This window comes from Nocardia colli, assembly GCF_008704205.1.
Lineage (GTDB): Bacteria > Actinomycetota > Actinomycetes > Mycobacteriales > Mycobacteriaceae > Nocardia > Nocardia colli.
Window position 1 is genome coordinate 698394 of sequence record NZ_VXLC01000003.1, and the last position, 25824, is coordinate 724217.

21 protein-coding genes are annotated in these 25824 nt (G+C 67.4%); 12 read left to right on the plus strand and 9 right to left on the minus strand.

What is annotated here, in order from left to right; translation table 11 throughout:
• The first annotated feature begins 10 nt into the window (after nt 1-10).
• From F3087_RS09945 to F3087_RS09955, 3 genes are all read left to right on the plus strand, one after another.
• On the plus strand, nt 11-946 hold the full coding sequence (locus F3087_RS09945) for a TIGR03621 family F420-dependent LLM class oxidoreductase (protein ID WP_150401537.1): 936 nt from the start codon (nt 11-13) through the stop codon (nt 944-946).
• A gap of 384 nt (nt 947-1330) precedes the next feature.
• Nucleotides 1331-2659, plus strand: coding sequence for a family 1 glycosylhydrolase (locus F3087_RS09950; RefSeq protein ID WP_150401538.1), 1329 nt, complete (start codon nt 1331-1333; stop codon nt 2657-2659).
• Nucleotides 2656-2850 carry a hypothetical protein gene (locus tag F3087_RS09955; RefSeq protein WP_150401539.1) on the plus strand — a complete coding sequence of 65 codons (195 nt, stop codon included), beginning with the start codon at nt 2656-2658 and terminating at the stop codon, nt 2848-2850. The genes F3087_RS09950 and F3087_RS09955 overlap by 4 nt, the downstream gene beginning before the upstream one ends.
• A gap of 574 nt (nt 2851-3424) precedes the next feature.
• Here the strand turns inward: F3087_RS09955 and F3087_RS09960 are convergent.
• Nucleotides 3425-4129, minus strand: a complete 705-nt coding sequence (locus tag F3087_RS09960) for a TetR/AcrR family transcriptional regulator (RefSeq protein ID WP_150401540.1) — start codon at nt 4127-4129, stop codon at nt 3425-3427.
• A 287-nt stretch (nt 4130-4416) separates the two neighbouring features.
• Here F3087_RS09960 and F3087_RS09965 point away from each other — a divergent pair, with 287 nt between their 5' ends.
• The 3 genes from F3087_RS09965 (at nt 4417) to F3087_RS09975 (ending at nt 8505) form a co-directional block, all read left to right on the plus strand.
• On the plus strand, nt 4417-6138 hold the full coding sequence (locus tag F3087_RS09965) for a GMC oxidoreductase (protein WP_150401541.1): 1722 nt from the start codon (nt 4417-4419) through the stop codon (nt 6136-6138).
• Between the two features lie 236 nt (nt 6139-6374).
• Nucleotides 6375-7826 carry an amidase gene (locus tag F3087_RS09970; RefSeq protein ID WP_150401542.1) on the plus strand — a complete coding sequence of 484 codons (1452 nt, stop codon included), beginning with the start codon at nt 6375-6377 and terminating at the stop codon, nt 7824-7826.
• A gap of 64 nt (nt 7827-7890) precedes the next feature.
• Nucleotides 7891-8505, plus strand: coding sequence for a DUF6058 family natural product biosynthesis protein (locus F3087_RS09975; RefSeq protein WP_150401543.1), 615 nt, complete (start codon nt 7891-7893; stop codon nt 8503-8505).
• On the opposite strand, the gene F3087_RS09980 is transcribed toward F3087_RS09975, so the two are convergent.
• Both F3087_RS09980 and F3087_RS09985 read right to left on the minus strand, forming a co-directional pair.
• Complete coding sequence (locus F3087_RS09980; protein WP_150401544.1) at nt 8492-9400, minus strand: helix-turn-helix transcriptional regulator; 909 nt, start codon at nt 9398-9400, stop codon at nt 8492-8494. The genes F3087_RS09975 and F3087_RS09980 overlap by 14 nt on opposite strands.
• 54 nt (nt 9401-9454) lie before the next feature.
• Nucleotides 9455-10069 carry a TetR/AcrR family transcriptional regulator gene (locus tag F3087_RS09985; protein ID WP_191093877.1) on the minus strand — a complete coding sequence of 205 codons (615 nt, stop codon included), beginning with the start codon at nt 10067-10069 and terminating at the stop codon, nt 9455-9457.
• Between the two features lie 85 nt (nt 10070-10154).
• Here F3087_RS09985 and F3087_RS09990 point away from each other — a divergent pair, with 85 nt between their 5' ends.
• Entirely contained in the window at nt 10155-11090 is a 936-nt protein-coding gene (locus F3087_RS09990; protein WP_191093878.1) for a DUF1295 domain-containing protein, read from the plus strand.
• 122 nt (nt 11091-11212) lie between these two features.
• Nucleotides 11213-12454 (plus strand): glycosyltransferase 87 family protein, encoded by a 1242-nt coding sequence (locus F3087_RS09995; protein WP_223884964.1) that lies wholly within the window; start codon nt 11213-11215, stop codon nt 12452-12454.
• Nucleotides 12455-12458: 4 nt separating this feature from the next.
• Here F3087_RS09995 and car read toward each other — a convergent pair whose 3' ends face one another.
• Entirely contained in the window at nt 12459-15965 is a 3507-nt protein-coding gene (gene car, locus F3087_RS10000) for a carboxylic acid reductase (RefSeq protein WP_150401547.1), read from the minus strand.
• A 242-nt stretch (nt 15966-16207) separates the two neighbouring features.
• Between car and F3087_RS10005 the strand changes: the two genes are divergently transcribed.
• The 4 genes from F3087_RS10005 (at nt 16208) to F3087_RS10020 (ending at nt 21611) form a co-directional block, all read left to right on the plus strand.
• The gene (locus tag F3087_RS10005) at nt 16208-17659 is read left to right on the plus strand and encodes an MFS transporter (RefSeq protein WP_223884965.1); all 1452 of its coding nucleotides are present in this window, start codon (nt 16208-16210) and stop codon (nt 17657-17659) included.
• Between the two features lie 153 nt (nt 17660-17812).
• On the plus strand, nt 17813-19219 hold the full coding sequence (locus F3087_RS10010) for a PLP-dependent cysteine synthase family protein (RefSeq protein WP_150401548.1): 1407 nt from the start codon (nt 17813-17815) through the stop codon (nt 19217-19219).
• A complete protein-coding gene (locus F3087_RS10015; protein WP_150401549.1) occupies nt 19195-20232 on the plus strand; it encodes an LLM class flavin-dependent oxidoreductase in 1038 nt (345 codons plus the stop codon). Before F3087_RS10010 ends, F3087_RS10015 begins: the two co-directional genes overlap by 25 nt.
• Nucleotides 20233-20246: 14 nt before the next feature.
• Nucleotides 20247-21611: an NtaA/DmoA family FMN-dependent monooxygenase gene (locus tag F3087_RS10020; RefSeq protein WP_150401550.1), complete on the plus strand. Its 1365-nt coding sequence runs from the start codon at nt 20247-20249 to the stop codon at nt 21609-21611.
• An 18-nt stretch (nt 21612-21629) separates the two neighbouring features.
• Here the strand turns inward: F3087_RS10020 and F3087_RS10025 are convergent, their stop codons facing one another.
• The 5 genes from F3087_RS10025 to F3087_RS10045 are packed head-to-tail and all read right to left on the minus strand — an operon-like array spanning nt 21630 to nt 25765.
• Entirely contained in the window at nt 21630-22148 is a 519-nt protein-coding gene (locus F3087_RS10025) for a GNAT family N-acetyltransferase (RefSeq protein ID WP_150401551.1), read from the minus strand.
• Nucleotides 22149-22175: 27 nt separating this feature from the next.
• Nucleotides 22176-22385: a hypothetical protein gene (locus F3087_RS10030; RefSeq protein ID WP_223884966.1), complete on the minus strand. Its 210-nt coding sequence runs from the start codon at nt 22383-22385 to the stop codon at nt 22176-22178.
• A gap of 24 nt (nt 22386-22409) precedes the next feature.
• Nucleotides 22410-22895, minus strand: coding sequence for a glutathione peroxidase (locus F3087_RS10035; RefSeq protein WP_150401552.1), 486 nt, complete (start codon nt 22893-22895; stop codon nt 22410-22412).
• The gene (locus F3087_RS10040; protein ID WP_150401553.1) at nt 22892-24118 is read right to left on the minus strand and encodes a cytochrome P450; all 1227 of its coding nucleotides are present in this window, start codon (nt 24116-24118) and stop codon (nt 22892-22894) included. Before F3087_RS10040 ends, F3087_RS10035 begins: the two co-directional genes overlap by 4 nt.
• A gap of 54 nt (nt 24119-24172) precedes the next feature.
• Nucleotides 24173-25765: a succinic semialdehyde dehydrogenase gene (locus F3087_RS10045; RefSeq protein WP_150401554.1), complete on the minus strand. Its 1593-nt coding sequence runs from the start codon at nt 25763-25765 to the stop codon at nt 24173-24175.
• Nucleotides 25766-25824: the final 59 nt, after the last annotated feature.

The window sequence follows — 25824 nt, forward strand, 5'->3', positions numbered from 1 at the left end:
GGAGGCGAGCATGAACGCTCCGATCAAATTCTCGATGACCGCCAATGTGATGGAGGTCGGGTCCTGGCCGGACTTCGCCCGCGGGTGTGAAAAGGACGGCTTCGACGCGCTGATGGTGCCCGACCATCCGGGGGTGTTCGTGTCGCCGTTCGTCGCGCTCGCCGCGGCCGCGACGGCCACCGAGACGATCCGGCTCGGCACCAACGTGATAAACGCCGGGATGTGGGAACCGCTGCTGCTCGCCGGCGAGGTCGGCACGCTCGACGTGATGTCCGGTGGGCGGGCGCTGTTCGGGATCGGGGCCGGGCACAATCCGGCGGAATGGACGATGCAGGGGCGCGAGCATCCGTCGGCGGCCGATCGGGTCGCGCGGATGATCGAGGTCACCGACACCACGCGGCGGTTGCTCGCCGGTGAGACGGTCACGTTCGCGGGTGCGCATGTTCAGCTGTCGGAAGCAGTGCTGGCCTTACCGCGGCCGGTGCAGGAGCCGGTGCCGGTTCTGGTCGGCGGCAACGGAACCCGGGTGCTCCGGTATGCGGCTGCTACCGCGGACATCGTCGGGTTCTCCGGGCTCGGACGGACGCTCCCCGACGGTCGCAGTCACGAGACTCGGTGGAGTCGCGAGCAAATCGACGCGCAGGTCGAACGGGCGCGCAACGCCGTGGACCAGGCCGGGCGTAGGCCGGCGTTCGAGGCGCTGGTGCAACATGTGGAGATCACCGATGACGCCGAGGCCGCGTGTGCGCGGTTCGCCGAGGACATTCCGACGACCAGTGTGGCCGAGTTGCTCGACTCGCCGTACGTGTTGATCGGCACGGTCGACGAGCTGGTCACCGAGTTGCGCGGGCATCAGAAGCGTTGGGGGTTCGACCGATTCGTCATGCGCGCCGCTGCTCGTTCTGCCGGTGCCCAGCTCCTCGAGGCACTCGCCTCATCTGAGTAACCGCACCGAACCGCCCCTCTCGTCCGAGCTGATGAGAGGGCTGGTTCGGGTGATCGGTTGTTGGTGATTTGTGGCGGGTGTTAGTCTAGACAATCTGCATGCGTAGATGCGCATATCTACGTAACTAGATGTATTATTCTCAGTCATACCTACTAAAGCCCAGCCGACCTTCAAGACTTACCTCCCCTGGAACCCGAAGTCCCCCAAGCGAACTCCCTACAGAACCGCAGCCACTCCCCTACCCCCACAAACAGCATCCCTGCCTCGCACCTCTCCCACTTCCCCGACAACCCACCGCCGCAGATCCCCCTAAAACGGACATACGACCAGTTACGCTGTCCCCCAGGTCCATGGCCCCGGTCACCCCGGTTGAACAGGAGTCCGATGCGATCAGCACGCCATCGCCACGTCTTGGCCATCCTCGCGGCCGCCACCGCTGTGCTCGTCGTCGGCAGCACCGCCACCAGCGCCGCCCGGCCGGAATCACCCGCACAGGTCGCTCCGCTCGGCGCCGACTTCCGCTGGGGTGTCGCCGCATCCGGGTACCAGTCCGAAGGCCATGCGCCCGACAGCAACTGGTCGCGCTACGTCGCCGGCGGCAAAACCCATGACCCCTACGGTGATTCGATCGACTTCTGCACCCGCTACCGCTCCGATATCGCCCTGGCCGCACAGCTCGGCGTGCAGGTCTACCGGATCGGCCTCGAATGGGCGCGCGTGCAACCGCGGCCCGGCGAGTGGGACGAGAACGGGCTCCGCTTCTACGACAACGTCATCGCCGCCATCACCGCGGCAGGCATGCAACCGATGCTCACCATCGACCACTGGGTCTATCCCGGCTGGGCGGTCGACCGCGGCGGCTGGCGCAACCCGGGCATCGTCGAGGACTGGCTCGCCAACGCCCGCGCCCTCGTCGACCGTTACGCCGCGGCCGACCCGCTGTGGGTCACCTTCAACGAGCCGACCTTCTACCTCGTCAACGAGCTGCAGAAGGGCGGCATCTCGCCGGCCGACATACCCGCGATGCACGACCGGATCGCCCAGGCGCACAACCGTATCTACGACTACATCCATGCCGTGCAGCCCGGCGCGCAGGTCACCAGCAACGTCGCCTACATCCCCACCGGCGAGGACCTGATCAACAAGCCGCTGCTCGACAAGATCGACGCCCGGCTCGACTACATCGGCATCGACTACTACTACGGCCTCTCCCCCGAGTCCCTGCGGGCCGGTCCGCCCGACTTCGAACGCCTGTGGACCCAGCCCCTCCAGCCCGAAGGCATCTACTACGCCCTCCAGCACTACACCCGCCAGTACCCCGGAAAGCCGCTCTACATAGTCGAAAACGGCATGCCGACCGAGAACGGCGCACCCCGAGCCGACGGTTACACGCGCGCCGACAACCTCCGCGACACCATCTACTGGCTGCAACGCGCCAAATCCGACGGCATGAACGTCATCGGCTACAACTACTGGAGCCTCACCGACAACTACGAATGGGGTTCCTACACCCCACGTTTCGGCCTCTACACCGTCGACGTCCTGACCGACCCCACGCTCACCCGCAGACCCACCGACGCCGTCCCCGCCTACACCGCGATCACCCAGGCCGGCGGCGTCCCGCCCGACTACCGCCCCACCCGAGCACCCCAACCGTGCTCCTTCGTCGACGCCGCGGCCAGCTGCCTCGACCCGGTCACCGTCCCCCGATGACCGCAGACCCCACAGCGATCCTCCAGCGCTGGCAGGATTCCGGCGCCCTCTGGCGCGTCCTCTCCCGCCGGCCGGACCAGGTGACCATCGGCCTCTTCGAATGCACCGGCGGTCAAGAAGTCGACCGATTCACCTCCGAAGACCCCGCCCTCCTGCGCTTCCTCGGCAATCGCCTCAGCAGCGAAGACTGACCGCAATTGACCTCCCCAACCGACGACAAAAACCACCGCCCTCATGCCCCGAGCGGCGAGCAACCGGTAGCCAGGTGACCACCGACCGGGACATGACAGCGGCAAAGAGCGAGTAGGCCCACTGTGATGTCCCGTTCGGCGAAGAAGCAGACACCGAATGGGACATGACGGCGGGGCTACTCGTGATTTACCGCCGCCATGTCCCGCTCGGCGACGACGCGAACGGGGAACGGGCCACGCGCGCGTTCCGGGCGGCGAAGGTCAATGTGCCCAAACGAACTAGGAGAACCGGCCACCGCCAGCGATATGCAGACGGGGCATGGCGGCGGCCAGTAACTCGGCGGAGATGTCGACGGCGGATGGGACCCGACAGCGGCGCGACTCGTGTTTCGCCGCTCCTAGGTCCCGTTCGGTGCAGACGTAAGTGCCGAGCGGGGCAAAGCTGTGGCACAGTGCGAGTGATGGCGCCGTCAGGTCCCGTTGGCGAGGGGGTTAGACGCACTTGGCGACGCGGGGAGTGATTGCGGCGTCGCGTCCTTGGGTTGATGGGGAGAGAATGAAACGGGCTGCGGGGTCAGGGGTTTGGGCGGTGGCCGAGCATTTCGAGTAAGCCGTCGAGTTGGAGTTCGAAGAGTTCGTCGCGGTCGGCGAAGGTTTCGGTGCCGTACATGTCGAAGAGGTCGGCGCTGACGGCGCCGAAGAGGCTGGCCCAGAAGGTGACGCCGCGGACGATGAGCCAGTCGGGGATGTCTACGTTCAGTTCGGTGCGGATCTGGGCGAAACTTGTTGCGAGGGGCGATGTTACGCGAACCTCGGTAGCGGGGGGCCGGAGTCGGTCCGCGCGGTAGGCGCGGTCGAAGAGGGATTGCAGGGTGATGATGACCCGGGTGCCGGGGGCCATGGTTTGGTCGGCGGGGGCGTCGTAGCCGGGGACCGGGGTGCCGAAAAGCAGCCCGTAGCGGGCAGGTTCGGCGTGCGCCCAGCGGCGCACGGTGCGGCCGAGGACCCGCAGCTGCTCGATCGGGTCGTCGGGCGCGTCCGCCAGCGCGGTGTCGACGGCGTCGCCGAGGTCGTTGTAGCCGTCGACGACGAGCAGGGTGAGTAGTTCGTCGCGGCTGCTGACGTAGCGGTAGACGGCCGAGGAGACGACGCCGAGATCGCGGGCGACCGCGCGGAGCGAGAGCGCCGCGGCACCGTCCGTGGCCAGATGTTCGCGGCCGATGCGGACTATGTCGTTCATGGTCTGAGCCCTTGCTCGGGCGCGCGGGGTCGTCGGCATGTGTTCACGGTGCAATACCCAGAGAGCGTTGTCAACAACAGTGAGCACTGCTCTTGAGAATTCGGGGGGCGCTACCCTCGACTCCACCGACAGCGAGCGCAAGCTCGGCCTGCGCCCCACTCCGCTCGACGAGGCCGTCGCCACCACCCCTGGTGGAAATCGCAGTCCTGAGCGCGGGAATGCGGGTGCCGCCGGACCAAATCCTGGGCACCCGCCCTGGTTCGGCGCACAACCTACTGAGTAGTAGTGTTAGCCGAGTCACTGGCGACCCGATCGAGGAGCTTCCTATGGACCAGCGAGCAACGGACTTCGACGTCCTCATCGTCGGATCTGGGTTCGGCGGCAGCGTCACCGCACTCCGGCTGGTCGAGAAGGGCTACAAAGTCGGCGTGCTCGAGGCGGGCCAGCGGTTCGCCGACGACGAGCTGCCGAAGAACAGCTGGGAGCTGAAGAAGTTCCTCTGGGCGCCGAAGCTCGGCTGCTACGGCATCCAGCGCATCCATCTGCTGCGCGACGTCCTCATCCTCGGCGGCGCCGGGGTCGGCGGCGGATCGCTGAACTACGCGAACACGCTGTACGTGCCACCGGAGCCGTTCTTCCGGGACGCGCAGTGGCGCGACATCACCGACTGGCAGACCGAACTCGCGCCGTATTACGAGCGCGCGCAGAAGATGCTCGGCGTGGTGCGCAACCCGCACATGACCCCGGCCGACGAGGTGTTCAAGCAGGTCGCCGACGACCTCGGAGTCGGCGACACGTTCGTGCAGACCCCGGTCGGCGTGTTCTTCGGCGAACCCGGAAAGACCGTGGCGGACCCGTACTTCGGCGGCGTCGGTCCCGAACGGACCGGCTGCGTCGAATGCGGCGACTGCATGGTCGGCTGCAAGTTCGGCGCCAAGAACACGCTCGTGAAGAACTACCTCTATCTCGCGGAAAAGGCCGGGGCGCAAGTCATTCCGATGACCACCGTGACCGACCTGCGCCCGCATCCGGACGGCACCTGGGACGTGTCCACCGCCCGCACCGGCGCGTGGGTGCGCAAGCAGCCCAAGACCTTCAGCGCCGCGCACGTGGTGCTCGCCGCGGGCACCCGGGGCACGCAGCAACTGCTGTTCGCCATGCGGGACAAGGGCGCGCTGCCGGAGCTTTCGGATCGGCTCGGCCAGCTGACCCGCACCAACTCCGAGTCGATCGTCGGTGCGGCGACCAAAAAGGTCACGCCCGGTGTCGATTTCACCAAGGGCGTCGCGATCACCTCGTCCATCCACCCGACGCCGGACACGCACATCGAGCCGGTCCGGTACGGCAAGGGCTCCAACGCGATGGGCCTGTTGCAGACGCTGATGGTGGACGGCGGCGGCCGGATTCCGCGCTGGCTGCGCTTCCTCGGCATCCTGCTGCGCCGTCCGATGGACCTGCTGAGCTTCCTCAGCACCAAAGACTGGAGCGAGCGGACCATCATCTCGCTGGTCATGCAGCACCTGGACAACTCGATCACCACCTACACCAAGCGCGGGGTGTTCGGTCGCAAGCTGACCAGCAAACAGGGTCACGGCGAACCGAATCCGACCTGGATTCCGGTGGGCAACGACGTCACCCGCCGGGTGGCCGCCAAGATCGGCGGCATCGCGGGCGGCAGTTGGGGCGAGATCTTCAACATTCCCCTCACCGCGCACTTCCTCGGCGGTGCGGTGATCGGTGCTGATGCGGACCACGGCGTGATCGACGGGTACCACCGCGTCTACGGCTATCCGACGCTCAGCGTCGTCGACGGTGCGGCCGTCTCAGCCAACCTCGGCGTGAACCCGTCGCTCACCATCACCGCGCAGGCCGAGCGCGCCGCCGCGTACTGGCCGAACAAGGGTGAAGTGGATACCCGGCCCGAGCTGGGTACTGCCTACCAGCAGATCGCTCCGGTCGCGCCGGCGAAGCCGGTTGTGCCCGCGAATGCGCCTGCCGCGCTGGTGCTTCCGATCGTGCAGATCGGTAAGACCTCCGCCGCGGGCTGATCGCCGTACTGCTGCAACGAGCGGCAGTTTGCGCTCACAGTTGGTGAAGCGGCCCACCGCAGGCAGTGACCTGCGGTGGGCCGACTTCGGTGGCCGAACGAGCGCGTGCCATTGTCGGCCTATACGCCCTGGTGGAATGCCCGCTCGGCTACGCGTTCCACGACGACGCGCGGCACCCGCCCGATTCCGTGCGCCATGGAATCGGCCACCCGGAATCCGCCGGTATGGTCGATTCAATGGAGTGGAGTTTTCGTGCGGCCGAGGAGCTTTCGGCCGCCTTTCGCGCTGGCGAGGTGACCTCGGTCGAACTGACCGAGGAGGCGATCGCTCGGATCGAGCGGGACGACAAGGCAATCAACGCGATCTGCGTGCGGGACTTCGACAACGCTCGGACCGCCGCACGGGCCGCGGACGAGGCGCGTGCACGCGGCGAGGACGGCCCGCTGCTCGGCATTCCGGTGACGGTCAAGGAGTCCTACAACATGGCCGGACTGCCCACGACCTGGGGCATGCCGCAGTTCAAGGACTACGTGCCGGCCGAGGACGCGGTACAGGTCGCGCGGATCAAGGCCGCCGGCGCGGTGATCCTCGGCAAGACCAATGTGCCGCTCATGCTGCAAGATCTCCAGAGCTACAACGAGATCTACGGCACCACCAGCAACCCGTGGGACCACGACCGCACGCCGGGTGGATCCTCCGGCGGCTCGGCGGCAGCCCTCGCATCCGGATTCGGCGCGCTGTCCATCGCTTCCGACATCGCCGGATCGCTGCGCACCCCTGCACATTTCTGCGGCGTCTACGCGCACAAGCCGACCCTCGGGCTGGTGGCGATTCGCGGCATGGTCCCGCCGCCCGCGCCCGCCTTCCCGACCGACCATGATCTCGCCGTCGTCGGCCCGATGGCCCGCACCGCCCGCGACCTCACCCTCCTGCTGGACGTGATGGCCGGACCGGACCCGCTCACGCGCGGCGTCGCCTACGACTTGGCACTGCCACCCGCGCGCCACGACCAACTCGGCGACTTCCGGGTCTTGGTCCTCGACGAGCATCCCCTCATTCCGACCTCGTCCGCTGTCCGGGCAGGCGTGAACCGGGTGGCAGGCGCGCTGGTCGACGCGGGTGCGAAGGTCGAACGACACACCCCGCTGCTGCCCGATCCGACCGAGGCAGCGACGCTTTATGTGCAACTACTGGGTGCGAACCTCGCCTCGAATTTTCCCGCAGAGCGCTACGAGCAACTGCGAGCCCACGCAGCCGGACTGAATGCGGACGAACAGGGTCTCGCGTCGATGTGGTTGCGCGGCATGGTGTTCAGCCATCGCGACTGGACCCAGGCGAACAACCGCCGCGAGCAGCACCGGCACGGCTGGCGGCAGCTCTTCGCCGAATTCGACGCCGTGGTCAGCCCGATCACCGCGACGCCCGCGTTCCCGCACGACCACGAAAAGGGTGTCGGCGAACGGAAGATCGACATCGACGGCGTCGAATACCCGTTCCTCGACCAGTTCGCCTGGGCCGGTCTGGCCACCATGCCCGGCCTGCCCGCCACCGCCATCCCGACCGGCCTATCCCCCGAGGGCCTGCCGGTCGGCGTGCAGCTCATCGGCCCGATGTTCGAAGACCGCACCCCACTGCGCCTGGCCGAGTTGCTGGAACAGAAGATCGGCGGCTTCCAGGCACCGCAATAGGTTCCAGTCGGTAGCATGCGGGCACGCTCTGGGAGGGCCCCGGGCGGGTGACGGAGGGCGGCGCATGCCGGAGGACGACCCGAGGCGGCAACTCGCCGAACGGTTTCGCGAGGTCAACGGCGACCATCCGATGACGGCCGCCGACGATGCCTATGTCAGCGCACAGTTCGTCGTACTCGATGAACTGTGCGCGGCGCTGGGCCGCGACGCCGACGAGACCCGCCGGCTGATGTTGGCGCGGCACTTGCCGATTCCGGGGTACCTGCGCTCCGACGGCGCCGAGATGGTGCCGCGCGACCTGTTCGCCCTAGCCGAGGCGGCAGGCGGGGTGGACCGGCTCGAAGCCTGGTTCACCGCCCGCTGGCCCGATCCGGAACTCGGCCGGCAGGAGTGGAACGCGTATCTCAGCGGGCAATACGTGTGCCTGCACTCGGTGCGGCCCACCAACATTCAACGCAAAGACTTCCTGACCAGCGCGATCGACGCCGCCACGAATGAGCTGGATGTCGGCTCGCCCGAGTGGTACGACCGCCTGCACGCGTTGATCGACGAACTCGACGCGCTGGAGCCCGCGTTCACCGAGTACGACCGGCTTCGCTTCGGCGGACCTACCTCTCGCGAGATCTACATCGACTCGGTGCGCAAGCGCTTCCCGCGCCACCGGGTCACACCGCAGTAGGCACAGAGTGGTACTGCCTGCGGTGTTCGGCCCAGGGCTCGTGCTGTTCCTCGGGGGACATCGCGAGTAGCAAACGCAGTTGGGCCCATTGGGTTTCGTCGGTCGGGGTGTAGATCTGCACCCAGGCGCCGGCGACCGCGGGGATCGACATGCTGGTGATGACCATTTCCAGCTGGCCGACGGCGAGGTTGCGGATCTGCTTGATCCGGTTGGCCGGGATCGCGACGTCGTTGCGGGCCCACAGGGTGGCGAAATCGGTGCTGGCGGTGCACATTTCCTCGATGAACTCCTGCCAGGTCGGGTCGTCGAGGTTCTTCGCGTAGGCGCCGCGCAGGTACGCGACCATACGGCGCAGGTCGTCCCAGCAGTGCTTGTAGGTGTTGCAGCACTGCGGGGTGAGGAATACCCGGCGAGCGACATTGCGCTCCCCCAGCAGAAACCCTGGGCACAGTGCGGCGTAGGACTCGTTGAAGGCCAGCACGTCGTACCGCGCGCTGAGCACCGCGGCGGGTAGTGGCGCAAGGTGGTCGAGGATGGTCTGCATCTCTTCCGGCAGTGCGCTGTTCGTGTGCGGGCTCGGCACGGTCGGCACCTCGGCGAGGCGGTAGAGATGCCCGCGTTCGGCGTCGTCGAGGGCCAGTGTCCGGGCGACCGCGTCGAGCACCTGGACGCTGACGTTGATCTGGCGGCCTTGCTCGAGCCAGGTATACCAGGTGACGCCGATGCCGGACAGCTGCGCGACTTCTTCGCGGCGCAATCCCGGTGTGCGGCGGCGCGGTCCGGGTGGCAGCCCGACGTCGTCCGGGGAGATCTTGGCCCGCCGCGACTTCAGGAAGGTCCCCAGTTCCGCGCGGCGCGCTTTGCGCACCGCCCGCACATCGAGCACATCGGTCATCCACTGATCGTGCCGTAAATCGGTAGCGGTATCCAGGTGCTGCTAGTACCCGTTTTAGCGCCGAGGTTCGACGAGTGCGTCGAGGCTGCTCAGTATGTGCTCGCGAATCGCGGTCCAGTCCGACCATTCCGGCGCCGCGCCGGGAATCGCGGCCACGAGCGCGACGCCGCGGACGGTCGCCACGGCCATGTCCAGCAGACTCTCGAAGCCCGCGGCCGCGGCGTAGGTGGGCAGAGCCGCCCTGGCCTGCCTGCGGAAACTGTCCATGCCGACGGTGGTCAGTTCGACTGCGCTGCGCGCGATCTCGCTGTCCGTGCGGGCGACGTTGAACAGCTCGAGCACCGCGGGGGCGATGGGCAGGCAGTGCAACCGCCACAGCCGATCCAGCAGCACCGCGGCGACCTCGCGTTCGCTGGATCCCGGCGCGGGTGTCGTGACGAACTCACCGAACAGCTGCTCCCCGAGCCGGGCCATCGCCGCGTCGACCAGCGTCGCCTTCGACGGAAAGTAGTACTGCTGCGCACCCTGGCTCACGCCGGCCCGCTCGGCGACGCTGCGGGTGGAGGTGCCCGCGTAACCGACCTCGATCAGGCTGGCCACGGTGGCGTCGAGCAGTGCGGCGACGGTTCCGGTCCGCCGCTCGGCCTGTGTCCGCTTCGCGCTGCTCACCGGCCCAGCATAGCAAAACCCGTCGACCGACTTGTTAAGTCGATCGACTTGGAATAATCTCTGAGCACCCGAACCAGGAGGCTCAGTGGCCGACTCCACGACCCGACAACCGATCCGGCGGTTCCTTTCCTCCGTGGTCTGCGTCCCGTTGTTCATCGCGATGCTGGTCGACGAGAACATCCGCACGTTCGCGATCGTCAACGCGGTAGCGCAGCTGGTGTTGTTCATCGCCGTCGCATGCGTTCCGGCGTGGCGCACCCGCCGGATGACCTACGTCGACATCGCGTGGCCGTGGGGCCTGGTCGTGCTGGGCGTGGAAGTGCTGGCGTTCGGCGACTTCTCGCTGTTCGTTGGCGCGATCGCCTGCTTCTACCTGGTCGTCGGAGCCCGGATGGGACTCGCCGCGGTAGCCCTCTGGCGCACCGGCGAATTCGACAAGGAACTACCGCGGTATCGGTTCCAGCGGTTGCGCTGGCGGCGCACGTCGCTCGGCAGCGAGCGCGTGGACCTGGTCGCCGAAGTAATGGTGCAGGGCTGGGCGAACTGCACGGTGCTCGCGGTACCCGCCGCGCTCGCGGTCTCCACCGACAACCCGTCCTTCGGCGTGCTCAGCATCGTCGGACTGGCGGCCTGGGCCGGTTCCTGGATTCTGGAATCCACTGCGGACATGCAGAAGCTGCGCTTCGGCGCGGCCGCGAAACGGGCGGGCGTCAAGCACAGCTGCGATACCGGGCTGTGGAAGTACAGCCGGCACCCGAACTACTTCTTCCAATGGATGCAGTGGAACGCGGTGGTCATCATGTGCCTACCCGAACTCGTCGACCATCTCGGCCGGACGAACATCTACACCGGGATCTGGCTGGTCATCGGGTTGCTCGGCTGTTCGGCCACCATGTACTGGTGCCTGGTCTTCTACACCGGCGCCGTCCCCGCCGAGTACTACAGCGTGCAGAAGCGTCCCGACTACCGCGACTATCAGGCGCGCACCAACCGGTTCTTCCCCGGACCAGCCCGGGTATAGGGCGGCGTGGCATGTCGCACACCCGACAAATCACCTGGTAGCGGTAACAATTCGAGCACCGCCCCGGCCCCCGGGAGTTCGGGGCGTGCTCCCGCTCGAGTTATTCGGTAAGTTGATCACTTGTGCCCAAGTCCCGGATGCTGGAGTTTCCACGCACGGGCCCAACACTTTTCATACTGGCCGCGAGTGCCGCTCTGGCGGTGATCCTGCTGTTCACCACGGTCGACCCGTGGCTGGACCGGGCAGGCATCCTGGACGGCGGGCTGGACGTGCACGTATACCGGGACGGCGCCTGGCGCATCCTGCACGGACTGCCGCTCTACACCGAGCCGACCATTGCTGGGCTCCTGTACACCTACACGCCCTTCTCGACCATCGCCTTCATCCCCATCGTCGCGATTCCGTGGCGGTGGGTCGCCGACACCTGGCTGATCTTGAATCTGCTGGTGCTCTTCGGCTGCGTCCTACTGAGCTGGCGCATCCTCGGCTACCGGATCAACCGCCAGCTCGCCGCCATCAGCGCCCTGCTGGCGATCACCCTCGCGTTCATCGAACCGGTCCGCACCACCCTGTTCTACGGCCAGATCAACCTGATGCTGATGCTGCTGGTCTTGTGGGACTTCTCCCGCATCGACCGCAGCAGGCTGCGCGGCATCGGCGTCGGCATCGCCGCGGGCATCAAACTCGTCCCCGCCTACTTCGTCGTGCAGTTCCTCGCACTGCGCCAATGGCGTTCGGCCGGCACCGCGGTGGGCGCGTTCGTCGCCTCGATCGTGCTGGCCTGGATCGTGCTCCCCGCCGACTCCCGGCAGTACTGGACCTCGACCTTCTTCCAGTCCAATCGCATTGCCGACGACATGCACCCGTCGAATCAATCCATCCGCGGCGCCATCGCCCACCTGACCCACCACCCGGCACCGGTCTGGCTGTGGCTGCTCATCGCCGGCACCGTCACCCTGGTCAGCCTGGCGATCACCGTCGGACTCTTCCGCCACGGCGAAACACTGCTCGCGGTAACCCTGGCCGGCCTCACCGCCTGCGCGGTATCCCCGTTCTCCTGGGACCACCACTGGGTCTGGTTCGTCCCCCTGTTCGTCTACCTCGTGCACCGAGCGCAGTCCCACTGGGCCTGGTGGCTGGTCGCCGCAACGCTTTTCGTCTCGATCGGCGCGTGGACCTGGGAGTACGACCCCAACTACGTGGTCGTCGGCCTGTTCCTGTTCCCGCCATGGTGGCCGGGCGCGCAACTGCTGATCAACAGCTTCGTCATCGTCTACGCGATCGTGCTCATCGGCGCGACCATCGTCCTGTTCCGCCGCCGCGCGGGCCTCGAAGTCGCCGACGAGGTCCGCGCGGCGGCGTAACCGCTCAGAGCAGGTGGAGCAGTTGCAGGTCGGTGACGTACTTGTCGATCAGTGCTTCGGTCAGGTGCGGGATGTCCTTCTCCGGCCCGATACCCGCGGCTTGCACCGCTGCCTGGAACTTCTTGGCGGGCAGTAGCGAGCCGCGGATCGGCGCACGCTGATGCCGGTAGGCGTCGAGCAGCGGCAGGACCGACGCCTGACGCTGCTTCTCCGGTAGCGCGCGGATGGCCGTTTCGAAGCGCGCGAACCACTCGGCGTAGTCGGTGATCCGCTGAATGGGACGGCCGGAATCGATCATCCAGTCGACGAATTCGTCCAGCGAGATGCCGTCGTCGTGCGGGTTCCAGGCATCGTAGGTCTGGAAACCTTCGGTGGCCTGGATGCCGAGGGTGGTGATCGCCTCGGCGGTGAAATCGGCGGGGAGACCGTCGTAGTGCGCACGCTGACGGTTGCCGGCGGCGTCGGTTGTGTAGAACGAGTACGGGGCGATGCCGGTGGCGGCGATGCTCAGGATGAGGCGGGTGAACACGTCGGGGACATTGAGTTGTCCGGCGTAGCGACGGTCGGCCAGGATCATGTCCGAACGGAACACCGCGACCGGCAGCCCGCACAGGTCGTGCGCCTCGCGCAGCAGGACCTCGCCGGCCCACTTGCTGTTGCCGTAGCCGTTGGCATACCCCTCGCGCACGGTGCGGACCGCGCTCATCTCGCGAATGTCGCTGTCCTCCTCGAACACCGAAGGATCGACCTGATCCGCCACACCGACGGTCGACAGGTACGTGACCGGCTTGCGCCGCGCGGTGATGGCCAGGCGGATGATCTCGGCGGTGCCGACCACATTCGGCCCGAACAGCTGCCCATACGGGAGAACGTGATTGACCAGCGCGGCCGGGTGGACGATCAGGTCGACCGTCTCGGCGAGCCGTTGCCAGGTCGCTTCGTCCAGACCGAGATCCGGGTCGCCGATGTCGCCGGCCAGCACCTCGAGGTTCCGGGCGGCCAGTTCCCGGTAGTGCGCGACGAGTGTCGGATCGCCGCTGTCGAACGCCGCATCCAGGCGTTTGCGGGCCGCGGCCGCGTCGCTGCCGCGCACGATGCAGATCAGCTTTCCGCCGGTCCGGTCCAGCCGCTCCAGCCACTCCAGGCAGAGGAAGCGGCCGAGGTAACCGTTCGCGCCGGTCAGCAGGACCGTCTGCGCGGGCAGCGGAGCGGCGGGAATCGTGTTGGCGGCGGCCAGGGTTCGCGCATCGATGAACTTGTCCAGGGTGAGGTCGGCGGCGCGGATCTCCGGGCTGGCGCCGTGCACCGAGGTGACGGTGGGCCGCTTCGCGCCCGAATCCTGTTCGGCCTCGATGTATTTCGCGATCTCCCGGAGGTTGTTCGCCGAGCTGATGATCACGCCGACCGGCACCTCGACGCCGAAGGTCTCGTTGAGCAGGTTCGAAAACGACAGCGCCGAAAGTGAATCGCCGCCGAGATCGGTGAAGTGCGCGTCGGGCCGTAGTTCGGTGGAGGCGATGCCGAGCAGGGCGCGCGCCGCGTGGCTCACCGTGTCGAGCACCGGACGGGTCGCGGCTTCGCGGCGCAGCTCCAGCATTTCGTCGCTCTGCCGGGCCGCGTGATCGGTGTAGATCTGCTCGAGGCGTTCCCCGTAGCGCTCCTTCAGCTTGGGGCGCAACAACTTCGCGATTCCGGAGAGCAGCCCGTTCTCCATGGTGAACGGCTCGGTCTCGATCAGGAATTCGCGCGGAATCTCGTACGACTGCAGGTCCGCGCCCTTGGCCAGCTGCTGAATCGATTCGGCCAGTGCGGTTTTCAAGGCGTCGGGGTCGGTGTCGCGCAGCGCGGCCTCGGTGGGCACGATCACCGCGACCAGGTAGGAGCGCTCGCTGCTGCCGTAAATGTAGATCTGGCGGATCAGCGGGCTGCTCGCGAACACCGCCTCGAGATTGGCGACCGTCACGAACTCGCCCTGCGACAGCTTGAGCACGTTGTTGCGCCGATCGACGTACACCAGCTCATCGGGTCCGAGCTCGGCCACGATGTCGCCGGTCCGGTAGAAGCCGTCCTCGTCGAAGATCTCCGCGGTGATGTCGGGGCGCTTGTAGTACCCGGGGATCTGGGTCTTCGCCTTCACCAGGAACTCACCGCGCGGATACGGTTGATCGGTCCGGAAGTAGCCGAGTTCCGGCACGTCGACCAGCTTGTACTCGGTGACCAGCGGTCGCTGGATCCGATTGTCCATCAGGATGCCCGCACCGGCCTCGGTCGAGCCGTAACCATCGTGCAGCTGTACGTCGAGCACGGACTCCATGAACGACCGCATCTCCGCGGACAGTGGCGCGCTGCCGGCGATCACACCGAGCAGCCGTCCGCCCAGATAGTCCTGCCGCAGTTCGGTTTTCACCTCTTGCTCGAGCGCCTCGAGGTCGACGCCGACGCCGGAGCGCCGGTCCATCTCGCTGCGGTAGCGCTGAAAGATCATGTCGCACACGCGCGGAACGAAGAATGCCTCGGTAGGCCGAACCAAGGCGATGTCCTCGAACAGCGTCGACATGTCGCTCTTGGCCGCGAAATACGCGGTGCCGCCGCGGGCCAGCACGCCGATCAACGACAGGCGGCCGGCGATGTGACTCATCGGCATGTAGTTCAGATTGATGCCGACGCCGGTGGCCAGACCCTGCCAGCCCGCCCGCGCCAGGCGTTCGGTGTAGATCGCGCCCTTCGGCGTGCCCGTGCTGCCCGAGGTGTAGATGAGCAGGGCGATCGGGTCGTCGTCGGGGTCCGGGACGAACAACGGGGCCTGCGGCAGTGCGCTGCCCCGCGCGAGCACGTCGGCGAGCGGCTCGACGGTTACCGAACTACCCGCATCGGCAAGGCGCTGACGGGCGGATTCGACCGCCGCACGCTGCGCGTCGTCTTCGGAGTGGTAGTCGAACACCACCAGACGCTCGGGCGAGGTGCCCGCGAGCAGGCAGTCGACAGCCGCCTCGAGATGATCCGGCGTCGAGGCGAGCAGGCGCGGCTCGGTCTCGGTGAGAATCGAGGTCAGCTGGGAGACCGCCGCGCTGGCCTGCAACGGCACGGTGACCGCACCCATATGCATGATGGCCAGGTCGAGGGTCAGATAGTCGGTGCTGGTGAAGCCGAGCAGTGCGATGAAATCGCCTGCGTGCAAAGGCTTTTCGGGGTCGTTTTGCCAGGCTGTCGCCACCGCACCGACCCGCCGCCACAATTCGCCATAGGTGATGGTCTCGAACCTCGGCAGCAACCGCACCGAACTAGCCCCGGTCACCTCGTCGGTGACCACCTCGAACGCTCGCTGACCGACCGCGGGCCGATCGGCATACCCGGCCATCGCCGTGGCAACGACCTCGGTCATCCGCTTCTCGGGTTCCCGCATGGCCGCGGCTACCGCCTCGATCGGCCGCGCGGCCTTGATCTGTTCGTCGTCGGCAAACAATTGCGCGATTCGGCGCTGTAGTCGCTCGTCGCGTGAACCAACCGCCATGGCAGATCTCCCTCGCTGAGAAAGTTGGAAACGCCCTATATCTCTGAAACAGGTTAGCCTGTCTAAGTATTTCGGGATAGACGGCGTTCCGGCGATGAATCAGGTGGTCTCCGCCACATCTCACCGGAATAATATGCCGCAGAACCGACATTCCTCGCGAACCGAGCGCTTATCCGGGTGTTGCCGATACTAGTTTTATTGGGCTCCTGTTACTGGTGTCGAACTACCCGCAAGATCAGTGCATGACGCAGATCTTGTCGCCGGATTCGGCAGCCGCACAGCCGGTTACCGCGCCCCCGGCCGCACCACCCGCCGCGTACGGTGCGCGGCGCACCCTGGCAATCCTCGCCGTAATTCTCACCGGTCAGTTCATGGCCGTGCTCGACGCCTCCATCGTCAATGTCGCGATTCCCTCGATTCGCAGTTCCCTGCACACCTCCGGCGCGGCTTTGCAGCTGATCGTGGCCGGATATGTGATCGCCTATGCCGTCCTGCTGGTGACCGGCGCCCGGCTCGGCGATCGATTCAGCCAGCGGCGGATGTTCATCGCCGGCTTGGCGCTGTTCACGCTCGCCTCACTGGTGTGCGGGCTGGCCTGGAACGAAACCTCGCTCATCGTGTTCCGCTTCGCCCAGGGTGTGGGCGCGGCGGCGATGGTGCCGCAGATCATGACGCTCATTCAGCGCAATTTCACCGGTAATGCCCGGGCCAAGGCGCTGAGCGTGTATTCGGCGATCATTTCCGGCGGCATGGTCGCCGGGCAGGTGCTCGGCGGGCTGATCGTCAGCGCCGACGTGTGGGGCAGCGGCTGGCGCGGGGTGTTCTTGGTCAACGTGCCTATTGGCCTGGTGCTGCTGGTAGTCGCGCCGCGGGTGCTGCCCACGGTGACCCAGCGTTTCGATCGCAAGCTCGACCTGGCCGGGCTGACCGTGCTCACCGTGGCGGTGCTGGCGCTGGTGCTGCCGTTGGTGCTGGGCCGCGAGCTCGACTGGCCGCTGTGGTCGTGGATCTCGTTGGGCGCGTGCGTGATCGCGTTCGCGGCGTTCGTCGGGATCGAGCGAGCCGTCGCGGCGCGCGACGGCGAGCCGTTGTTCTCGCACCGGGTGCTGGCCGCGCCGGGATTGCTGCTCGCCGCGGCGACGTTGTTCGTGGTGATGGCGACGTTCGGCGGCTGGATGTTCGTGATGGCCATCCACTTGCAGAGCACGCTCGGCTACAGCGCGCTGCATGCCGGCCTGCTGTTCATCCCGATGGGTCTGGCCTTCGCCGCCACCGGTCTGAACTGGGAGCGCATCCCACATCGCTTCCACGCCACGATGATTCCGCTCGGGCTCGTGCTGGCCGCGGCGAGCATGGTGGCCGTGGGCGTGTTGCTGCGCGACGGCGCCGAGGTCGGGCCGCTGGCACTGGTCCTGCTCGGGCTCTGCGGTGCGGGTAACGGGTTCGCGTTCAGTCCGCTGATGACGCGGACGCTGGCCAAAGTTCCGATGAGCCTGGCGGCGGACGCCAGCGGAATCCTGGTGACGAACGTGCAGCTCGGCATCGTGGTCGGCATCGCCTCCTTCGGCACGCTGTTCCTCGGCCTGGCGGGTACCACGGCGCTGTCCGCGTCACACGCGCTCGGCGGCACGGCGATCGCCGAAGGGGTCACGGTGCTGATCGCGGCCGGTCTCTCGGCCCGCGCCGCACGGTAGGCAGCACGCGCGAATCCCGGGTCGCCCGCAGACCCGGGATTCGTGCTGGCTGCACCGGCTTCGAATCACCCCGACGCAAACCGTCGCGCTCCCCCGCGCCGGAACGCATGCTCGAGGAGGGCTGCTTCGCCCGTCGGACAGAGAGGTGTCGAAATGCCAGTGGGGCGAGCCGGTCTCGTTGGTGCGCCGCAGGTCTTCGAGTCGGTCGTCGACGCTATCGGGCATACGCCGCTGGTTCGGTTGAATCGGGTGCCGGCAGCCGGGGGCGCGGCGGTGTACGCGAAACTCGAGTTCACCAATCCCGGTGGCAGCGTGAAGGATCGGATCGCGCTGTCCATGGTGCGGGCGGCCGAGGCGAGCGGGGAGTTGCGCCCCGGCGGCACGATTGTCGAAGGGACATCGGGCAATACCGGCATCGGGCTGGCGCTGGTCGGGGCGGCGCTCGGGTATCGGATCGTGGTTGTGGTGCCGGACAAGACAAGCCGGGAGAAGATCGCGATCCTGCGGGCGCTCGGCGCGGATGTCCGGGTGACGCCCGGTGGACGTCCCACGCATCACCCGGAGCACGTGCGCAATCTCGCGACTCGGCTCGCGGCCGAGCTACCCGGCGGGTGGCTGGCCGGTCAGTACGACAATCCGGCGAATCCCGAGGCGCACTACCGCACCACCGGGCCGGAGATCTGGGCGCAGACCGGCGGGCGCGTCACGCATTTCGTGGCGGGCATCGGGACCGGCGGCACCGTGAGCGGCGCCGGACGCTATCTCGGTGAGGTGTCCGACGGTCGCGTTCAGGTCATCGGGGCGGATCCCGAGCATTCGGTGTACGGCGGCGGGGACGGACGGGCGTATTACGTCGAGGCGGTCGGTCATTTCCGGCATCCGGAGACCGTCGAGGACGAATGGCCGCAGTCGTATCACCGTGAGGTGTTGGCGCGGGTCGAACGGGTCAGTGACGCAGAGGCTTTCGCAGTGATCGCGCGATTGGCGCGGGAGGAAGGGCTGCTCGTCGGCGGGTCGGCCGGCGTCTCCGTTGCGGCGGCGCTGCGGGTAGCCGCCGAGCTGCCGCCGGAGGATCTGGTGGTGGTGATCGTGCCGGACTCCGGGCGGGCCTATCTGAGCAAGTATTTCGACGAGGAATGGGTCGGCAGGCTCGGCTTCGACGTCGGGGCCACAGAAACCGTCGGAGATGATCAGAGCCGTTCCGGCACTGTCGAATTCGTTCCGTCGACGGCGACTGTCGCCGAGGCGCTCGAAATACTCGGCGCGGCAACGGCTCTGCCCGTAGTCCTGGATCGGCCCGGATCGGTCGAGGTCGTGGTGGCCGAGATCCTCGGCTCCGCAGCGCACTCCACGCTGACCGCCGCACCGCTGGACGACCCGGTCACCGCGCACCTCGATCCCCCGCTCCTCGTGGTCGGCATCCGCGAATCCCGCGGTGCCGCCGCCGAACGACTGACCGGCGATTCCCGCCCGGTACTCCTCGCCGACAACGGCGTCATCACCGCAATCCTCGATCGCACGGAAGAAGGTGTCGGATGGGCGTTTTCGCGCTCGGCATAGAACTCGACGGCGAAGGCTTCCACCCCGAGGCCTGGCGGCGCGCCGCGCACGCGCCGGATCGCCTGCTCACCGGCGACACCCTGCGCACTCGCGTGGCGACGGCGGAGAACGCGGGCTTCACCCTCGTCACCTTCGCCGACTCCATCCTGCCGCCGGCGGCCATCGCGGGCCGCATCGACGCGGTCACCCGCGCGTCGTTCGTGGCCGCGACGACCAGCACCATCGGCCTGGTGCCCACGGTCGCCACCAGCTACGCCGAACCGTTCCACACGTCCTCGCAGATCGCGACGCTCGACTACGCGTCGCGTGGCCGGGCCGGATGGATCGCCGAGCCGATCGATGACCCGCGGGCCGCCGCCGCCTGGGGACGCACGCAAGTCCCCGGCGACGAACTCGCCAGGGAGCAGGACGATTCCATCGAGGTCGCCCGCCGCCTGTGGGACTCGTGGGACGACGACGCGGTGATCCGCGACTACCCCAACGGACGATTCCTGGACCGGAACAGACTGCACTACATCGACTTTCGCGGCGAGACGTTCTCGGTGAAGGGACCGGCGATCGTGCCGCGCCCACCGCAGGGGCAGCCGGTGGTGTTCGGCGTGGACGGCGACGTCGACGTCCGGCTCGTCGCGGCCGACTCGGTCGCCGCCGCCATCGAATCGGCCGAGCAAGCACGCCCCGGTCTGGCGTTCGCCGAAATCGATGTCACCCTGGACACCCCCGGCGCCACCGCGGTCGAACGCCTCGGCGCCGCGCCCTCGAATTCCCCGGCCCGGCTGGCCTTTTCCGGCTCCGCGGCCGAGCTGGTCGACCTGCTGACCCATCTCAGCGCCCATCTCGACGGCGTGCGCCTGCACCCGGCGGTCATCGACGAGGACCTTCCGGTGCTCGCCCGCGAGGTCCTGCCCGCGCTGCTGCGCGCCGGCATCGCGCACCGTCCGGTGCCGGGTTCCACGCTGCGCGCCAACCTCGGCCTGGCCCGCCCCGCCACTCGCTACGCCGCGTCGAACTGACAGGAGCCAACGACATGACAGCTCATCCACGTCCGGACGCCCAGGTCCATTTCGGTGTGTTCTTCCAGGGCGTCAACCACACCACCATCTGGTCCGACCCGGCCAGCGGCTCGCAGATCGACTTCGAGACCTTCCGCCGGGTCGCGCAGACCGCCGAGCGCGGGTTGTTCGACGCGTTCTTCCTCGGCGAGGGGCTGCGGCTGCGCGAGCAGGACGGCAAGATCCTCGAACTGGACATCGCGGGCCGCCCGGACGCGATCGCCCAGCTCGCCGCACTGGCGGGCGTCACCCGGCACATCGGCCTGGTCGCGACCCAGAACACCACCTACAACGAGCCCGCCGACCTGGCCCGCCGATTGAGCGGCCTCGACCTGATCTCCGGCGGTCGCGCCGGGTGGAACGCGGTCACCACCGACAATGCCTGGACTGGTGAAAACTTCCGCCGCGGCGGCTATTTGGATCACGCGCTGCGCTACGAGCGGGCCGGGGAGTTCCTCGCCACTGCTCGCGCGATCTGGGATTCCTGGCGTGACGGCGCGATCGCCACCTCCCAGCAGAGCCCTTCGTGGGCGAGCGCCGACGCGGTGAGTCCGGTCGAACGATCCACCGATCATTTCCAGGTGTCGATCACTCCGACGCTTCCGCGCAGCGCCCAGGGGCATCCCGTCATCTTCCAGGCCGGAGACTCCCCCACCGGCCGGGATTTCGCCGCGGCCAACGCCGACGTCATCTTCTCCAGACACGGAACGCATTTCGACGACGCCCTCGCGTTCGCCAACGACATCCGTGCTCGCCTGCGCGCGGCAGGCCGGCCGGAGGACGACATCAAGATCCTGCCCGGCACCCAGATCGTGTTGGCGGAGAAGGAATCCGAGGTCGAGGAGAAGGTCCGCTGGGTCAAGAACGGCCAATACACCGGCCAGACCACGCTTTCCCTGGCCGGTCAGGTGTGGGGCCGCGACCTGTCCCACCTCGACCCCGACGGCCCCCTCCCGAAGGAAGACCCCGAACACCGCCCCATCTCCGAAACCCGCGGCGCCCCGCGCCACGGCCAGGACCCGCACGCCATCGCCCGCGAATGGCGCGCCCGCGCCGAGGCCGAAAACCTTTCCCTCCGTGAGACAGTCATCGCCACCACCGAACGGTCCGGATTCGCCGGCACGCCCGCTCAGGTTGCCGACGAACTCGCCCGTTGGGTCCGTCAGGGCGCGGTAGACGGCTTCAACATCTCCCCCTACCTGGTCCCCACCGGTCTCGACGAGATCGTCGACTGGCTGGTACCCGAACTCCAGGAGCGAGGCGTCTACCGCACCGAATACACCGGCACCACCCTCCGCCAGCACCTCGGCCTCCGCGAGCCCCTCACCCGCCGCAGCTGAGCACCCACAGCCGCACCGTCAGAAAGCGTGCGGCTGTGGGAGTGCGACGTGGATGCGGTGTTCGGCGCCGTAGTGGTGGCCGGTGCCGACTACCAGGAAGCCCAGGCGGGCGGCGAGTTTGAGGCTGGGTTCGTTGTCGGCGTGGACCAGGGCCCAGACGGAGTTCAGGCGCAGGTCTTCGAGGCCGTACCGGAGGATGGCGGCGGCCGCCTCGGTGGCGAGGCCGCGACCGCCGTAGTCAGGGCTGAGGTACCAGCCGATCTCGGGTAGGTCCCCTGGGAGTTCCCAGGAGGGACGGAGGTGGCCGAGGCCCACGACCGCGCCCTCGTGCAGGATCACCCAGTGCCCCATCCTCGGTGGCCCGTCGTAGGCGAGCCGTCGCTGCACCATCTCTCGCGCGTTACCCTCCACGCCGAAGTCGATATCGATGTAGGTGCTCATGCTCTTGTGCGCGAACACCGCCACGACGGCGTCGGTGTGCTCCGCGCGTAGCGGCGCGAGGGTCAGTCGTTCGGTCTCCAATGTTGTTTGCCCCATATGCCGATCGTGCACCCTCGCACCGGGTTATGGGGCGGCGACGCCCGGTACGTGGTCGAGGACGCCCGCGCAGTGCGGTCCGCCGATGGCGTTGACCTTCGGCAGATCGTCGCGGTAGGTGTAGGGCTCGCCGCCGTACATGAAGCTCGCGTTGAAGACGGCGCCCGGTTGCACGCCGCCGACGAAGGCTTCGGCGTCCGGCATCGTCCGGGCGAGGCCGAGGACCACGCAATTCAACCGGACGGGCCTCGAATTGTGCACTCAGAGCAGGGATTCAATGGCTGCAACAAGCGCAGCCGCATCGGGGGTGACGGTGGGACGGAAACGCCCTGCCACCTTCCCGTCCCGATCGATCAGGAACTTCTCGAAGTTCCACTGGACGTCGCCGGCCGCGCCGTCGGCGTCGGCGGTCTCGACCAGGGTTTCATACAGCGGGTGCTGGTTTTCCCCGTTGACATCGGTCTTCTCCAGCAGCGGGAAGTCGACGCCATAGGTGGTCGAGCAGAATTCCTGGATCTCCTCGGCCGTGCCCGGCTCCTGCCCCATGAACTGATTGCTGGGCACGCCGACCACGCTGAAACCGCGCGGGCCGTAGGACTTCTGCAATTCGACCAGCCCGGTGTACTGCGGCGTCAGCCCACATTTGGAGGCCACGTTGACCAGCAGCACCACGTTGTCGCCGACCAGCTCGGACAGCGTCGCGGGTGCACCGCTCAGCGTCTGTAGCGGTACGTTTCGAAGATTCATTCGTATCGGACCTGCCAATTCTTGATTCCGTTGATCCACCCCGACCGCAACCGTACCGGATCGGCGACCTCGGTGATCTTGGGCATGGCGTCGGCGATCGCGTTGAACATGAGGTCGATTTCCAGCCGGGCCAGGTTCGCGCCGACGCAGTAGTGCGCGCCGGTGCCGCCGAAGCCGACATGCGGATTCGGATCGCGCAGGATGTCGAAGGTGAACGGATCGTCGAACGCGTCCTCGTCGAAGTTGGCCGAACCGTAGAACAGTCCGACCCGGTCGCCCTGCCGGATCGGCGTACCGCCGAGTTCGGTGTCGGCGGTGGCGGTGCGCTGGAACGCGGTCACCGGCGTGGCCCACCGGACGATCTCGTCGGGCGCGGTGCGCGGCCGGCGCTCCTTGTACAACTCCCATTGCTCCGGATGGTCCACGAATGCCTTCATGCCGTGCGTGATGGCATTGCGTGTGGTTTCGTTGCCCGCCACCGAAAGCAGGATCACGAAGAAACCGAATTCGTCCGAGCCGAGCGACTCGCCGTCGACGTCGGCGTGCACGAGTTCGGACACGATATCCCCCGCCGGGGCGCCGCGCCGCTGCTCGGCCATGTTCCAGGCATAACCGAGGATTTCGGCGGAGGCGAGCGCTGGATCACCGTAATCAGGATCGTCGTAGCTGAGCATCTGATTGGACCAGTCGAACAGCTTGCGCCGGTCTTCCTGTGGGACACCGATCAACTCGGCGATCGCCTGCAACGGCAACTCGCATGCGACCTGTTCTACGAAATTGCCGCCGCCCGCTTTTTTCGCCTCGTGCACAATGGCATGCGCTCGTTCGGTCAACGCCGCACGCAATCCCTCCACCGCGCGCGGGGTGAAACCCTTCGTGATGATCTTGCGGAACTTGGAGTGCTTCGGCGGGTCCATGTTCACCAGCAGCACGCTCGCCGCGGCCGATTGCTCCGGCGTGGTGGTGTCGGCCGGCCGGATGATCGAGCCTTTGCGTTCGGAGGAGAACAGCTCCGGGTTGCGCGAGATCTCCTTGACGTCAGCGAGTGTGCTCACCACCCAGTAGCCGCCGTCGCGGAACCCACCGGAGTGGTCGTCCTCCTGCGGCTGCCACCAGACCGGAGCGGTCCGGCGCAGCATGGCGAATTCCTCGATGGGCCTTCGCGTCTCCCACAGGGCCGGATCGGTGAAGTCGAATCCGGCCGGCAACGACGGTGTCGCCACGGCTACCTCCTCAGGTGGTACTGCGAACCGCGCCCCTCGGCGCAGCGAACAATCTCAGCGCAGCCTCATCCGGCGCATCAGCCGCAGCGACATCAGCGTCGTCTTCAGTTGCTTCTCGTACGGCTGCCCCGAACGTGCCGACAGCACTTGCCGTTTGAGCACGCCGACGTTCACCGTGTCGGTGTACTTGAGCAGGCCCTGATCGCCGTGCCGGGTGCCGACGCCGGACTGCTTGACCCCGCCGGACGGGGTGGCCTTGGCCGCGTAGGTCGCCACGAATCCGTCGTTGATGTTGATATTGCCCGCCTGGAGCTGCGCGGCGATCCGGTTGGCGCGGGCCAGGTCTCGGCTCCACACGCTCGCGTTCAAGCCGTAGTCGGTGTCGTTGGCGAGCCGGATGGCCTCTTGCTCGTCGTCGAACGGGTAGACGCTCACGACCGGGCCGAACGTCTCCAGCGTCGCGTGCGTCATCTCCGGAGTGACGCCGGTGAGCACGGTCGCCTCGTAGAACGCGGGACCGATATCGGGGCGAACTCTGCCGCCGGTCAGCACCGTGGCTCCCTTGGCGCAGGCATCCTCGACATGCTCGGCCACCCGATCCCGGTGCTGCACCGAGACCAGCGAACCGAACTCCGGTGCGTAGTCGTAGGCCGCCCCGATCTTGCCGTTCAATTCGTCGGCGGCCGCGACCAATCCGCGCACGAACTCGTCGAACCGGCTGCGGTGCACGTAGATCCGCTCGATGTGCATGCACGCCTGTCCCGAGTTGGCGAACACCGCGAACGCGGCCCCGGCGATCGCCTCGTCCAGGTTCGCGTCCGCGAGCACGAGCATCGGGTTCTTGCCGCCGAGTTCCAGGCTGCAACTGATCAGGTTGCGCCCGGCCTGCTCGCCGACCACCCGTCCGGTGGCGGTCGAGCCGGTGAACATGACGAAATCCACGGCGTCGATCAGGCTCGGACCGATATCCGGCCCCTCACCGCACACCACCTGCACCAGCCCGCGCGGCAGGCCGGCCCGATGCAGCAGCTCGACGCCGAACAGGACGCACAGCGCGGTCTTGTTGTCCGGCTTCAGGATTACCCCGTTGCCCGCCATCAGCGCCGGCATCGCGTCGGAGAGCGCGATGGCGAACGGGAAGTTCCACGGCGCGATCACCGCGACCAGACCCTTGGGCCGGTGTTCCTCGGTCGAGGTGGTGATGATCGGCATCGCACCGCCGCGCCGCTTCGAACGCAGCACGCGCCGTGCGGTTTTCAGGTAGTGACTGATCACCATCGGCACGTCGCACGACTCCTCGACGGCCATCCGGCGGGTCTTCCCGCAACCGATCTGGATGAGATCGGCGATGGTCTCGACCTCGGTGAGGATCAGTTCGTGCATCCGCTCGAAGACCTCGAGCCTGCGCCGCACCGGCAGCGCGGCCCAGTCCGGTTGTGCCGCACGGGCGGTCGCGGCCGCCGTGGCGACATCGGCGGGACTCGACTGCGGGAGTTCACCGACCGGCGCGCCAGTGTAGACCTCCGTCATCGAGTACGGTGCGACGGTACCGTCGGCGACGACCAGACCGGTCGACCGGTCGATCAGCGCTCCGGTGATCCGGGCGGGCAGCGTCGCCGTCGGGCTCTTGGTGGTCTCAGTGGTCATCGGGACTTCTCCATGACGTGCGGAATCGCCGCAGGTATCGGGCCGGTACTCTCCCCGAA